General features: G+C 72.7%; 12 protein-coding genes. 7 read left to right on the top strand and 5 right to left on the bottom strand.

Annotated features, from left to right (window positions below; all coding sequences use genetic code 11):
- Positions 1-11 precede the first annotated feature (11 nt).
- Both SRB5_RS12545 and SRB5_RS12550 read left to right on the top strand, forming a co-directional pair.
- Positions 12-938, top strand: coding sequence for an ABC transporter ATP-binding protein (locus tag SRB5_RS12545; RefSeq protein ID WP_153451888.1), 927 nt, complete (start codon positions 12-14; stop codon positions 936-938).
- Positions 935-1,702 carry an ABC transporter permease gene (locus SRB5_RS12550; protein ID WP_153451889.1) on the top strand — a complete coding sequence of 256 codons (768 nt, stop codon included), beginning with the start codon at positions 935-937 and terminating at the stop codon, positions 1,700-1,702. Before SRB5_RS12545 ends, SRB5_RS12550 begins: the two co-directional genes overlap by 4 nt.
- 9 nt (positions 1,703-1,711) lie before the next feature.
- Here SRB5_RS12550 and SRB5_RS12555 read toward each other — a convergent pair whose 3' ends face one another.
- A complete protein-coding gene (locus SRB5_RS12555) occupies positions 1,712-2,215 on the bottom strand; it encodes a hypothetical protein (protein ID WP_323377811.1) in 504 nt (167 codons plus the stop codon).
- Between the two features lie 103 nt (positions 2,216-2,318).
- Here SRB5_RS12555 and SRB5_RS12560 point away from each other — a divergent pair, with 103 nt between their 5' ends.
- Genes SRB5_RS12560 through SRB5_RS12575 form a run of 4 tightly spaced genes read left to right on the top strand, consistent with a single transcriptional unit; the run spans position 2,319 to position 4,296 of the window.
- Positions 2,319-2,750 carry a hypothetical protein gene (locus SRB5_RS12560; RefSeq protein ID WP_153451891.1) on the top strand — a complete coding sequence of 144 codons (432 nt, stop codon included), beginning with the start codon at positions 2,319-2,321 and terminating at the stop codon, positions 2,748-2,750.
- Positions 2,750-3,370, top strand: coding sequence for a hypothetical protein (locus SRB5_RS12565; RefSeq protein WP_153451893.1), 621 nt, complete (start codon positions 2,750-2,752; stop codon positions 3,368-3,370). Before SRB5_RS12560 ends, SRB5_RS12565 begins: the two co-directional genes overlap by 1 nt.
- 55 nt (positions 3,371-3,425) lie before the next feature.
- Positions 3,426-3,911: an Imm50 family immunity protein gene (locus SRB5_RS12570; protein ID WP_194292909.1), complete on the top strand. Its 486-nt coding sequence runs from the start codon at positions 3,426-3,428 to the stop codon at positions 3,909-3,911.
- Positions 3,898-4,296: an Imm50 family immunity protein gene (locus SRB5_RS12575; RefSeq protein WP_194292910.1), complete on the top strand. Its 399-nt coding sequence runs from the start codon at positions 3,898-3,900 to the stop codon at positions 4,294-4,296. The genes SRB5_RS12570 and SRB5_RS12575 overlap by 14 nt, the downstream gene beginning before the upstream one ends.
- Before the next feature lie 9 nt (positions 4,297-4,305).
- On the opposite strand, the gene SRB5_RS12580 is transcribed toward SRB5_RS12575, so the two are convergent.
- Both SRB5_RS12580 and SRB5_RS12585 read right to left on the bottom strand, forming a co-directional pair.
- Positions 4,306-5,457, bottom strand: a complete 1,152-nt coding sequence (locus SRB5_RS12580) for a HupE/UreJ family protein (RefSeq protein ID WP_228389993.1) — start codon at positions 5,455-5,457, stop codon at positions 4,306-4,308.
- On the bottom strand, positions 5,448-9,314 hold the full coding sequence (locus tag SRB5_RS12585; protein WP_153451898.1) for a metallophosphoesterase: 3,867 nt from the start codon (positions 9,312-9,314) through the stop codon (positions 5,448-5,450). Before SRB5_RS12585 ends, SRB5_RS12580 begins: the two co-directional genes overlap by 10 nt.
- Before the next feature lie 285 nt (positions 9,315-9,599).
- Here SRB5_RS12585 and SRB5_RS12590 point away from each other — a divergent pair, with 285 nt between their 5' ends.
- Complete coding sequence (locus SRB5_RS12590) at positions 9,600-10,574, top strand: COX15/CtaA family protein (RefSeq protein WP_323377812.1); 975 nt, start codon at positions 9,600-9,602, stop codon at positions 10,572-10,574.
- Between the two features lie 411 nt (positions 10,575-10,985).
- On the opposite strand, the gene pgl is transcribed toward SRB5_RS12590, so the two are convergent.
- Together pgl and opcA are read right to left on the bottom strand one after the other, a co-directional pair.
- Entirely contained in the window at positions 10,986-11,726 is a 741-nt protein-coding gene (gene pgl / locus SRB5_RS12595; protein ID WP_153452020.1) for a 6-phosphogluconolactonase, read from the bottom strand.
- Between the two features lie 38 nt (positions 11,727-11,764).
- Positions 11,765-12,814, bottom strand: coding sequence for a glucose-6-phosphate dehydrogenase assembly protein OpcA (gene opcA / locus SRB5_RS12600; protein ID WP_153451900.1), 1,050 nt, complete (start codon positions 12,812-12,814; stop codon positions 11,765-11,767).
- Positions 12,815-12,904 lie beyond the last annotated feature (90 nt).

Consider the following 12,904-nt stretch of genomic DNA (forward strand, 5'->3'; position numbering starts at 1 on the left):
GACTCACCCCCATGCACAGCACCCCCGCCGTAGAAACCACCGCCCTCATCAAGCGGTACGGCGACAAGACCGCCCTCGACGGCCTGACCCTCACCGCCGCGCGCGGCACCGTCACCGCCCTCCTCGGCCCCAACGGCGCGGGCAAGACCACCACCGTGGAGATCTGCGAGGGCTACCGCCGCCCCGACGCCGGCACCGTCCGGGTCCTGGGCCTCGACCCCCACCGCGACGCCGCCGCCCTGCGGCCGCGGATCGGCGTGATGCTCCAGGAGGGCGGCGTCTACCCCGGCGCCCGGGCCGTCGAGATGCTCCGCCACATGGCGAAGCTGCACGCCCACCCCCTGGACACCGACGCCCTGATCGAGCGCCTGGGCCTGGCGTCGACCGGCCGCACCCCGTTCCGGCGGCTCTCCGGCGGGCAGAAGCAGCGCCTCGCGCTGGCGACGGCGGTCGTCGGGCGTCCGGAGCTGGTCTTCCTCGACGAGCCGACCGCGGGCCTGGACCCGCAGGCCCGGCACGCCACCTGGGACCTGATCCGTGAGCTGCGCGCGGACGGGGTGTCCGTGATCCTCACGACCCACTACATGCACGAGGCCGAGGAGCTCGCGGACGCCGTCGCGATCATCGACGAGGGCCGCCTCGTCGTCCACGGCACCCCGGAGGAGCTGTGCCGGGGCGGCGCGGAGAACACGATGCGGTTCTCGGGCCGCCCGGGCCTGGACACCGCGTCGCTGCTGAAGGCGCTGCCCTCGCGGAGCGCGGCGGTGGAGCTGACGGCGGGCTCGTACCGGGTCACCGGCGACATCACGCCCGAACTGCTGGCCACGGTGACGACGTGGTGCGCGCAGAACGGTGTGCTGCCCGACCGGATAACGGTGGAGCGGCGCACGCTCGAGGACGTCTTCCTGGAACTGACCGGCAAGGAGCTCCGCGCATGAGCACGGGCGTGTACACCCCCCGCCCCGGAGCGGCCCCGCTGTCGCGCATGATCGCGGCGCAGGCGGCGCTGGAGACAAAGCTCCTGCTGCGCAACGGCGAGCAGCTGCTGCTGACGGTCATCATCCCGTCCGTGGTCCTCGCCCTCTTCAGCGCGGTGGACGTGATCGACACGGGTGCCGGCGAGCGGGTCGACTTCCTGGCCCCCGGCGCCATCGCCCTGGCCGTCCTGGCGACGTCCTTCACCGGCCAGGCGATCGGCACGGGCTTCGACCGCCGCTACGGCGTCCTCAAACGCCTCGGCGCGTCCCCGCTCCCCCGGTTCGCGCTGATGGCGGCGAAGACGGCGTCGGTGCTGCTGACGCAGATCCTGCAGATCGCGCTGCTGTCCGTGATCGCCGCGGCCCTGGGCTGGTCCCCCCGCGGCAACGGGCTCTACGCCGCGGTCCTGATCCTGCTGGCCACGGCGGCCTTCTCCGGCCTGGGCCTGCTCATGGCGGGCACCCTGAAGGCGGAGGCGACGCTGGCGGCGGCGAACCTGGTCTTCATCATCCTGATGGTGATCGGCGGCGTCCTGGTCCCCCTCGCGAAGTTCCCCTCCGCGGTCCAATCCCTCCTGGAGCTCCTCCCGATCACGGCCCTCTCCGAGGGCCTGCGCGACGTCCTCCAGCACGGCGCGGGCATGCCGTGGCCGGAGGCGGGCGTGCTGGCGGTGTGGGCGGTCGTGGGCCTGGGCCTGGCGGCGCGCTTCTTCCGCTGGGAGTGACGGAGGGGCCTACCGCCCGAAGTTCCACTTCCCCGGCAGCCGCGCCCCGCACAACACGCAGACGTAGTCGTCCTCCCGTACGACCGCCCGCTCCCCGCAGCCCTCGCAGCGCCGGAAGACCACCTCGTGCGTGAAGCCCTCCGGGGCCGGGAGCCCGGCCCGGTGGAGGGCCGAGGCGAGGGCGGGCCAGCAGGTGACGTCGGGGCAGTAGCCGGTCGACTGGTTGCTGGACTCGCGGACGGTCCATCCCGTACGCGCGCGTTCGAAGCCGATCTCCCCCGCGGCCAGCACCCGGGCGCCGGACGCGCAGGCCACGTGTTCGCTGCGGCGCGGGGCCAGGCACAGGGTGCCGGTGAGATCCACGACGTACGTGAACGGCTCCGCGAGTTCGGCGCGGGGCCGGGCGGTGAGCCAGCGGTCCAGGTCCGCCGGGGAGCGGACCGGGGTTCCGGGCGGCTGGTCGACGGCCGCCGCGCGGATGTCGTCCGGTCCCACGTACGCGTAACCCTCCACGGCCGCGAGCCTATCCGCCTGCCGGAACCGGCTACCCCCGGCCACGCGTGTTGTCCTACGGTGCTGTGGTCGGCACGAGTGGCTACGCAGGGGGAGGTACCGGATGAGCGCGGGGGCGCTGGCGGAGCGGATCGCCGAGCGGCGGGCCGGGTCGGGTGACGGCCGGGCCATGGTCGGGGAGCTGCGGCGGGCGGCGGTGCTCGTGCCGTTCGAGGGCGGCGGGCTGTGGACGGCCGAGTTCGGCGGGATCCGCTGGATCTGCGGCTTCACGGACGAGGCGGCGCTGGCGCGGTTCGCCCGGGCCAAGGACCCCGGCGACGGCAGCCTGACCGGCCGGGAGTGGGAGTACGCGGTCTACCGCGGCGCGCGGCTGCTGGACGAGATCATCCCGGCGATGGGCGTACCGGCGGGGGTGGCGATCGACATCGGTGACCAGGACACCGCGATGCTCTTCCCGCCGGTGGTGGGCATCGTGCCGGAGGCGGTCGCCGTGGACGCGGGCGTGGACGACGACGACCGGGAGGAACGGGACTGATGTCCGAAGACCTCAAGATCGACGCACAGTCGGTCCAGCAGATCCAGCAGGGCATGCGCAGCGCGATCGCGGAGCTGCGCGACATCGGCACGGGCACCGGCTCGGTGCTCGGCAAGGGCTTCTCGGAGCTGTCGATGACCGGCATGGAGGCCGGCCACCACGGCCTCTCGGTGGACTTCGAGGACTTCTGCGAGCGCTGGGAGTGGGGCGTACGGGCCCTGATCCAGGACGCCAACACCATCTGCGCGAAGCTCGGGATCGCCGCCGGTTTCCTCTGGGAGGAGGACCAGTACATCCAGGGCACCATGAAGATCGGCGTGAACTCCCTGATCGGCAACCCGCACGCGACGGAGGACGAGGTCACGAAGCAGAGCTGGGGCGACGTCGTCACCCCGGACGCCCCGGACTGGAGCGCGGAGTCCTGGGACAAGGCCGGCGACGAGATGGGCCAGACCTGGAAGGACACCGGCCGTTCCCTGGTCACCGAGGGGATGGGCGGGGTGCGCACGGACATCATGAACGACGCCCTGGGCGTCGACGACGACGCGTTCGACCAGGCGGTGGACGACACGTTCGGCCCGTCCCCGGAGGAGCGGGCCGCGGCGGGCGAGGGCGGATGACGGTCCCGGACCGGCGGGGAGCGGCGGGACGGCACCGCCGCACGGCATGCGCCCCGTGACCGGGACCTGGACCGACCTGCTGCGGCACCCCTCGCCCCTGGACCGGCTCTTCTCCTCCGTCCCGCCGCTGCGCGGCGTCCGGCTCCGGTCCGTGACCCTCGACCGGTCGGGGCCCACGGTGACCCTGCGGGTCGATCTGCCGGGGGTGCCGGATCTCGTGGCCGGGAAGTGGGAGTGCGACACCGTGCAGTGTCAGGTGCGGTTCCTGGCCGTCGGGGGGCTGCGGATGAGCGGGTGGACGCCGCCGGTGGTCGTGGACGTGGGGCTGGAGCGCCTGGCCCGGCGGCGGGTCGGGGTGCGGGTGACCGGGGAGGGGACGCGGCTCGTGTTCGTGGCGAGTGACGCGTTGGACGTCGGGCGTGTGAGCGCGTTCCGGGCCGGGGACGACGGTGGGCCGCACCGGTTCGTACGGCCGCTGGATGCCCGGCTGTACGCGGGGACGCCGGAGCCGCACGAAAGGGCCTTCTTTGAGCACCTCTGACTGGTCCGGCCTGCTCACGGCCCCCTCGGCGCTGCGATCGCTGTACGACCACGCCCCCGACCCGGCGGCCTGCCGCCACACGTACCTCCAGATCGACGAACGCGCCACCTCCGTCACCCTGTCCCTCACCACCCGCCACCTCCCCGACCACCCGGATCCCGGCTGGAGGAAGCCGTACGACGTCGTGGAACTCTTCCTCCACTGCACGGAAGTACGCGACCTCACCGTCGACGGCTGGGGCGGCACCATCCACCACGGGGTGACGTTCACCCCAACCCCCGACGGCATCGCCGTCACGCTGACCTCGGACGACGGCACGGCCGCCTTCCGCGCCGAACGGATGGACCTCGTACGGGTACGGGCGGGGCTGACCGGTCCGGAGTGACCCCGCCCCTCACGCCCCCACCGGAATCCGGTCCACCAGCCACCACAGGCTGACCGCGATGATCGGTGCCGTCAGGGCCGGGAGGAGCCGGCGGTGGGCCGGGGTGCGGCGGAGGAGCAGGAGGAGGGGGAAGAGGAGGGCTATCAGGGTGAGTTGGGCTGCTTCTATGCCCGCGTTGAAGCTCAGGAGGGAGAGGAGGAGGTCCCAGGACCAGGAGTCGGCGATGCCCAGCGCCCCCGCGAAGCCCAGGCCGTGGATCAGGCCGAAGAGGAAGATCACGGGAAGGCGCCCGCGGGTAAGGCGGGGGTCGTCGCGCAGCCACAGGCCCGCCGCCGCCGTCACGGCGATGGACGCCGCGATCACCGGCTCCACCAGCCCCGACGGGACGTCCACCACGCCGAGGGCCGCCAGCAGGAACGTGATGCTGTGCGCCGCCGTGAACGCCGACGCCGACCACACCACCTCCCGTACCGTACGGGCCCCCAGGATCAGCGTGAGCAGGAACAGGACGTGGTCCAGGCCCAGGACCAGGTGCTCGGCGCCCAGCCGGAAGAACTCCCCCACCTGGTGCGACGTCCGGTCCTGCCCGACCCGTACCGTCGGGTCCGCCGTCGTCAGCACCGTCGAGCCCGAGGCGCCGTCCACCGAGTAGCGCACGATCGTCCGCGTGCCGTGCACGAACGTCTCGCCGTCCGGGAAGAGCGCGCTGGAGATCGCCGGCTCGCCCGGGCCGCAGTCGTACGACACCGGCAGCAGCACGAACGACCGCCCGCCCCGCGCGTGGACGTCCGCCGGGCCGACGGACGGGACGCAGCGCGCCGAGCCCGCCGTCACCGCGAAGCGGCCCGTGACGTACTCCGCCACCGCGTCCGCGTTCAGCCGCAGCTGACGCAGCTGCTCCGTGCGGCCCTTCGCGTCGTACGCCGACGCGTACAGCCACGCCGACTTCATCAGCAGGTCGTACTCGAGGTCCAGCGTCGCCGAGATGCCCGCCGACCGCGACCCGGTGACGGTCGCGTACGCCGTGGTGGTCGCGTCGTGCGCGGCCGCCGGCGCGGGGCGGAAGAGCCCCCCGAGCAGGAAGCAGCCGAGGAGGAGAGCCAGGGCGCCGCCCCGGACCGCGAGGGTCCGGGGCGGCGTGCCGGAGGGCGTCAGAACCAAGGCGAGTCCAGCGTCCCGCGGCTGCCGTCCGCCTCGCGGGTGACGAACACCGCCGGCTCGGAGGCGGTCACGCCGCCCCCGCCGGAGCGGGCCGTGACCAGCCAGGCGTACGCCGTACCGGGCCGCAGACCGTCCCAGACGACCGACGCGGTGGAACCGGACTCCGCCCGGTCGGTGCCGATGACCCGCACCGGGTTGTACAGGGCGACGGAGTCCGTCCTGAACGTCGTCGTACGGGTGTTGAGGTCGATCGGCAGGACCATGTTGTCCTCCCGCCCGTCGTAGCGGTGGTTCGTGTCGTACTCCGTGGCGCCGAACTCGTCGAGCAGCGGCGAGTACGTGTCGACGGTGAGCTCGGAGCGGTCGACGTCGAACTGCAGCAGCCGGAAGAACGCCGCCCCGAACTGCAGCTGGGAGTCCGGTTCGTAGCCGCCGATCTCGGTGAGGCCGAGCCGGTCCGCGGACACCGTGTAGAACTGGTAGTCCGCCAGCAGCTCCACCACGCCCCGGCCGACCTCGCCGACCTGCGGCTTGATGTTCGTGCCCACGCCGTGCTCGTGGCCGGCGAGGATCAGGAACACGTTGGCGTTGGGCTGGACGACCCGCTTGTACAGCATCGAGCCGTCGGGCGCGGAGAACGGCGCCCCGCGACCGTCGGGGTTGCTGCTCGGCGCGAGGTAGTCGTGCGAGAGCAGGATGCCGTTGCGGTCGGGGTAGCGCTTGAACACCGAGTCGGCCCATTCGGCCTCCTCGCGGGTCACGCCGTACGACAGGCCGACGACGACGAAGTCCAGGCCGCCGGCCGAGAACAGGTCGTAGTGGTTCTGGTTGTCGCCCTCGCGCCACGGCCCGCCGTACTCGGCGTGCTCCCAGCCCTGCGACAGCGCCGCGTATCTGCCGGGCCCGTAGTACTGGTTGTAGATCGCGCCGGGGCCGTTCTCGGTGCCGGACTGGTTGTCGTGGTTGCCGGCGATGACGCCGTTGGGGATGCCGGCGTCGTCGAGCACCTGCTGCTGGCGGGACGACATCTCGAACTCGCCGGTGATCTCGCGGCGCATGGCGTCGTCGGCGGGCTTGCGGATGTTGTTCTCGATGATGTCGCCGGTGTGGGCGACGTAGGAGATCTTCCGCTCGTCCTTGTTGTCCTTGATCCAGCGGGTGACGTCGCCGTACGCGTGCTCCCAGACCGCCCGCTCCCCGGGCGTCTCCTGCTCCACCGCGCCCTCGGAGAGGTACTGGGTGTCGGTGTAGTGGACCATCGAGAAGTCGTACGAGTCGGGGTCGGCGAAGCCGTCCGGGTCCCCGGCGTCGATGTCGTCGGCGAACGGGTCCTCGCCGGTGATCATCGCGTGGACCTGCTGCCCGTCGATGTACCGGTCGTCGACCACGGCCGTCAGCACGGTCTCGCCGGAGGCCGCGCCGCGGGCGCTGGTCAGCACGTCCCAGGCCTCGGTGCGGGTGTTCCAGGCGCGCAGGGCGGCCAGCCGCTCGGGGTCGATGGTGCCTTCCCAGCGCAGGACCGGGTCGGCGATGTGGCCCTTCACCATGACGTCGAAGCGCTGGTACGTGACGTCCCGGCCGGCGGGCGCGTCGAGCGTCTGCCCGTCGGAGGGCTCCAGGCCCCTGGCCGGTACGGGCTTCTCGCCGGCGACCTTCAGGGAGGTGGGTACGGCGGGGGTGGTGCCGGCGTACACCTGGTTCGGGGTGAGGATCTCCGCGCGGGAGAACGTGGCGTCCACCGCGCCGCCGTCGGGTTCGGCGACCTTGGCGGAGAGGGTGACCTGTCCGCCGGCGTCCGTGGAGCCGGGGGCGGGGGCGAGGGTGGTGGGGGTGTCGGGGATGCCGGCGGACGTGAAGGCGACGGTGCGGGTGGCGGCGTTGCCGAGGCTGTCGGTGCCGGAGACCTTCAGGGTGTGCTGTCCCGCCTTCAGGCCCGGGCCGACGGGGGCGCCGGGCTTGATCGCTTTGCCGTCCAGGGTGACGTCGGGGCCGCTGACCACGGCGTTGGCGTCGGAGAGGCGGACGTCCAGGACGACGGCGGCGGTGAGCTTCTGGCCGGCCGCGGGGGTGCTGGAGGCGATCTCGGGGGCGGTGTTGTCGGAGAAGAGGGTGCGGGTGGCGGTCTCGCCGCCGGTGGAGACGGCGGCGAGGGTGTGCCTGCCGTCCATGATCCGCGCGGTGTCGAGGTCGGCGTGCAGGCCCTGGGGGGTGCCCTCGACCAGGAACTCGAGGTCGATCTCGCCGAGCGGGTTCACGTTGTCGCCGCAGTTGCCGTCGCCGAGGGAGTACGAGCCCTTGAGCATCTGTCCGGTGGCGGTGGCGCCGCCGGCCGGGGTGAGGGCGACGTTCGAGATCGCGAAGTCGTCGTGGTTGTCGCCGCAGGAGGTGGCGAAGGTGCCGGTGACGACGTCGAGGGTGTTCCAGCCGGGGACCAGCCACTCGTCGGGGAAGGTGAGCTCGACGCGCCGGCTGACGAAGTCGCTGTCCAGCAGCAGCTTCTGCCCGTTGATCAGGACGTGATTGCCGTACCGGGCCTCGATGGAGTTGGTGCCCACGTCGAACGCCAGCTTCGCGTCGCCGGAGCCCAGCGTCGGGCTGACGTGCGTGGCGGGGCCGTCGACGGTGAAGTGCACGGGGGCCTCGCGCAGCAGGGTGGAGCCGGTACCGCAGGAGCCGTCGCCCATGGCGTACGTGTCCTGGAGGTCCCGTGGGGTGACGGTGGCGCCGTCGAGGGCGAGGGCGAGGTTCGTCAGGGTGAAGTCGTCGCGGTTGTTGCCGCAGGACTCCTTGTAGTCGCCGGTGACGACCGTGACCGTGTTGTCGCCGGGGACCAGGAAGCGGGCCGGGACGGCGATGTCGACGTGCTGGCTGACCCAGTTTCCGCCGAGGTCGATGCGCTTGCCGTTGACGAGGAGGAAGTTGTCGAACCGGTCGTCGATCGAGTTCGAACCGACGTCGAAGGTGAAGTGCGCGGCCCCGTTGCCGAGGGTGGCCTTCGCGGGCGGCTCCGCGCCGTCGACCGTGAGGGACGTCACGCCGCCGTCGTCGCCGGCCGGGGTGGCGGCGAACACGGGCTCCGTACCGGCGGACAGGGTGCCGTCCGTGGGGAGGAGCTTCGGGGCGCCGGCGGGGGCGTTGTTCACGGTGACGTCGTGGCGGACGGTCCTGCCGGAGGCGGAGACCGCGGTGAGGGCGTGCTCGCCGTTGGTGAGCTTCGTCGTGTCGAGGTCCGCGGTGAGGCCGGTGGTGCCCCGCGGGTCGTTGAGGACGAAGAAGCTGAGCTCCGCGTGCGTCAGCAGGCTGGTGTTCGTACCGCAGGAGCCGTCGCCGAAGGAGTACGTGTACTCGTTCTCCTCGCCGTCCGCGGTCTCGCCGAGGAGCTCGAGGCCGATGTCGGAGAGGACGAAGTCGTCGTAGTTGACGCCGCAGGAGCTGTCGACCGTGCCGGCGAAGAACTCGACGGTGTTCTCGCCCTCGACCAGCTTCCCGTTCGGGATCTCGATCGTGGCGCGCTCGCCCACCAGGTCGCCGATGTCGACCCGGTAGTCGCCGTTGACCAGCACATAGTTGTGGTAGCGGGCCTCGGTGGAGTTCGACCCGACGTCGAACGTCAGCCGGGAGGAGCCGACGGTCCGCTCCGCGTCCAGCTTCTCGCCGTCGACCGTGAGGCTCGTCACGTCGTCGTCGAGGGTCGTCGGGGAGCCCGTGACCGTCTTCGTGCCCTCGAGGTACGCGCCGTCCCCGGGGGTGAGCACCGGCGCGGTCGCGACCGCGTCCGGAGCGGGCTTCTCGCTCGCCACGGCCGGGATGGCGGGGGCCACCACCGCCGTTCCGCTCATGAGCAGCACGGCCGCCATGGCGGGGCCGAGGACCTTCCCCGTACCACGTCGTCGTAGCCTCTGACCTCTTCGCCGCATCCGCAGGTCCGTCCTTCCGTCACGAGCAGGCCGAAGGGCATGCCGTGAGGCAGCACGACATGCCCGCGTCAGTCAGCCTGGGCGGCCGGGGTGAACGGGACGCGAGCGGGCGGAGAAGAGCCGGGGAACGGTAAGCCCTTACGGAATCCCGGGCATGACGGTCTTGTCCGGACATCAGCCCACCCCTGTCGGCTCCCGCGCATCCGCCCCGCATACGATGGCGCCGTGTTCAACCCCCTCGCCCTCATCGACCGGCGCTGGACGCCGTCGCCGCAGACCGTCCGGCGGGCCGCCATGACCGCGCTGGTGACCAGCGTCGTGATCGTCGTCACCGGCGGCGTCGTACGCCTGACCGGATCCGGGCTGGGGTGCGACACCTGGCCGAAGTGCTCCTCCGAGAGTCTGACGACCACCCGGGAGATGGGCCTGCACGGCGCCATCGAGTTCGGCAACCGGCTGCTCACCTACGTGGTGTGCGCCGCCGTCGGCTGGGCGATCATCGCGGCCCGCTGCGTGAAGCCGCGCCGCCGGGGGCTGACCCGGCTGGCCTGGTGGCAGTTCTGGCTGGTCGTGGTCAACGCCGTGGTCGGCGGCATCACCGTGCTGATGGATCTCAACCCGTACATCGTGGCCGGGCACTTCCTCGCCGCGAGCGGTCTGCTGACCGTGGCGTTCCTCACCTGGCACCGCGCCGGGGAGGGCGACGGCGGGCCGGACTGGCTGGTCGGGGGCATCGTCCGCAAGCAAACGTGGCTGCTGGTCGCGGCCACCGTGGTGCTGCTCGTCGCCGGCACGATCGTCACCGGGGCGGGGCCGCACGCGGGTGACTCCAGCGAGGTGCCGCGGATCGAGTGGATCTCGTGGACGGACGCGTCGCACGTGCATGCCGCGTCCGCGTGGCTGGTGGTGTCGCTGACGCTGGTCATCTGGGTCACGCTGAAGCTGATGGACGGCCCGCCGGGACCGCTCGCGCGGGTGCGGGAGCTGTTCCTGGTGCTGATGGCGCAGGGCGTGATCGGGTATGTCCAGTACTTCACGGACGTTCCGGAGGTGCTGGTCGGCGTGCACATGCTGGGCACGTCGCTGGTGTGGATCGCGGTGCTGCGCGTCCTGATGTCGTTGCGTCACCGGCCGTCGGTCACCCCGGCGGACATCCCGCAGCCGGCCGCGGAGAGCCACGCGGTGGCGGCGGGGTCCTGAGACGGCTCCCCCTCCGGGGGGGCGGGCGCGGCGGGGGATGCGTTCGGCGTCGGCCGCCGGCCCCCGCGCCTCCGGCGCGGTCAGCTCCCACCCACACACCACCCGTTACCGGCTCCGGGGGCACCCTGGCCGGCTCGGACGAAACCGGCGGCCGCCGACGCAGGCAAGGGGACGTCCGACACGCCTGTGCGCGTACGGGAAACGCACCCAGCCCGACCACGACGCGGCAGTACGCGCACAGGTGTGTCGGGCGGCCCCGACCCACCCACCCGAGCACGCACACCCCGGCGTACCAGACACCGAAGCCAGAGGCCAGGGAAACCAAGCCTCAGCCGGGCCGGCGCCTGAGGCCTCCGGCCGAAGGCCCGGAGCGCGTCAGCCGACGCAACCGCAGGCCGACGACCGGACACCTCAAGCCGAAGCCGGAGGATAAAGCTGCGCCGGCAACCCCGAGGCAGCCGCCCGGTCCAGCAGCCACAACGTCCGGGCCCGCCCCCGGGCCCCCGCCGCCGGCGCCTGGATCTCCCCGGCCCCGGACAACGCGATGGTCACCGCGGACGCCTTGTCGGCCCCGGCGGCAAGCAACCACACCTCACGCGCCGCACGAATGGCGGGCAGGGTGAGCGACACCCGAGTGGGCGGCGGCTTGGGCGCACCGTGCACCCCGACCACCATCCGCTCGGTCTCCCGCACCCCGGGATGCTCGGGGAACAGCGAGGCCACATGCGTATCCGGCCCCACCCCCAGCAGCAACACGTCGAAGACGGGCACAGCCCCGTGATCCTCGGGCCGGGCGGCGCCGGCCAGCGACGAGGCGTAAGCGGCAGCGGCGGCATCGGCGTCGGAGCCGTACACCCCACCGGACGCGGGCATCGGATGCACCCGGGCCGGATCCAGCGGCACGGCGTCCAGCAAGGCCGCCCGGGCCTGGGTGACGTTCCGCTCCGGATCCCCCTCGGGAAGGAACCGCTCGTCACCCCACCAGAGATCGAGCCGGGCCCAGTCGACCGCGTCCCGGGCGGGCGCCCCGGCAAGGGCCGCGAGCAGCCCGTTGCCGTTGCGCCCGCCGGTGAGGACCACGGAAGCGGAGCCGCGGGCCGCCTGAGCGTCGACGATCTTCGTGATCAGCCGGGCCGCCGCGGCCTCGGCCATCAGCTCCTTGTCGCGGTGCACGACGATCTGCGGTGCGCTCACCTGGGCTTGGTCACCTTCCGGGTCACCGTCTTGCGAGCGGTGGTCTTACGCGCGGCCGAGGTCTTCCTGGCCGCGGCGGGCTTCTTCGCCGGCTCCTCGGCGACGGGGACCGAGGACCCCGGCGCCCCCAGCCGATCCGTACCGAAGGAAACGGCCTGGTGGTACGCCTCGTCCGGATCGAGCCGCCGCAGCTCCTCCGCGATGAGCTCCGCCGTGGACCGCCGCTGCAGCGCCACATGACGCTCGGGCTGCCCGGGGACCTCGAGCTTCGCGAGGACGCCGTCGGGCCGGTCCAGGCATACGGTGCCGTCCACGGTGTGCAGCTGGACGGCGGTGATGCCGGGCCCGGGGGAGACGGTGCGCTCCACGGGGACCTTGAGCCGCTCGCCGAGCCACATGGCGAGCAGTTCGGTGGAGGGGTTGTACTCCTCCCCCTCGACCTTCACCCCGTCGATCCGGGCGTGCCGCTGATCGAGCGCGGCGGCCAGCACACTCCGCCAGGCGGTGACCCGGGTCCACGCCAGATCGGTGTCACCGGGCGCGTAGGTCCGGGCCCGCAGGGCGAGCGCGGCGACCGGATCCTCGGTGGCCGCGGCGTCGGTGATCCGCCGCGCGGCGAGCGCCCCGAGGGGATCCTCCGAGGGCACCTCGGGAGCGTCCTCCGGCCACCACACGACGACGGGCGCGTCCGGCAGCAGCAGCGGCAGGACGACGCTCTCGGCGTGATGGGAGAGCTCCCCGTGCAGCCGCAGCAGCACGGTCTCCCCGGTGTCGGACTCGGACCCGACCCGCACCTCGGCGTCGAGCCGCGCCCGGTGCCGGTCGCGGGGGGTGCGCCCGGGCCGCCGGACGACGACCAGGATGCGCGAGGGATGCTCCTTGGACGCCTCGGCGGCGGCGCGCAGCGCGTCGTAGTGGTTGCCCTCGTCGGTGACGATGACGAGGGTCAGCACCATGCCCACGGCCGGCGTTCCGGTGGCCCGCCGGGCCTTGACCAGCGCCGAGTTGATCTGGCTCGACGTGGTGTCCGTCAGATCGATGTTCATGGCCGCCGCCAACTCCGTCCGTGAATCGAATTGCCCGTGATCGCCCGCCCCGGACGCGACGGACTCGCCCGTCCGGCCGGGGGCTCGGGG

Source organism: Streptomyces smaragdinus (assembly GCF_009604385.1).
Lineage (GTDB): Bacteria > Actinomycetota > Actinomycetes > Streptomycetales > Streptomycetaceae > Streptomyces > Streptomyces smaragdinus.

Bases quoted from the DNA above. Each gene is read 5' to 3' on its own strand.
- SRB5_RS12545 (WP_153451888.1), top strand. From the start codon at position 12: ATGCACAGCACCCCCGCCGTAGAAACCACCGCCCTCATCAAGCGGTAC.
- SRB5_RS12550 (WP_153451889.1), top strand. From the start codon at position 935: ATGAGCACGGGCGTGTACACCCCCCGCCCCGGAGCGGCCCCGCTGTCG.
- SRB5_RS12560 (WP_153451891.1), top strand. From the start codon at position 2,319: ATGAGCGCGGGGGCGCTGGCGGAGCGGATCGCCGAGCGGCGGGCCGGG.
- SRB5_RS12565 (WP_153451893.1), top strand. From the start codon at position 2,750: ATGTCCGAAGACCTCAAGATCGACGCACAGTCGGTCCAGCAGATCCAG.
- SRB5_RS12585 (WP_153451898.1), bottom strand. From the start codon at position 9,314: ATGGCGGCCGTGCTGCTCATGAGCGGAACGGCGGTGGTGGCCCCCGCC.
- pgl (WP_153452020.1), bottom strand. From the start codon at position 11,726: ATGGCCGAGGCCGCGGCGGCCCGGCTGATCACGAAGATCGTCGACGCT.
- opcA (WP_153451900.1), bottom strand. From the start codon at position 12,814: ATGAACATCGATCTGACGGACACCACGTCGAGCCAGATCAACTCGGCG.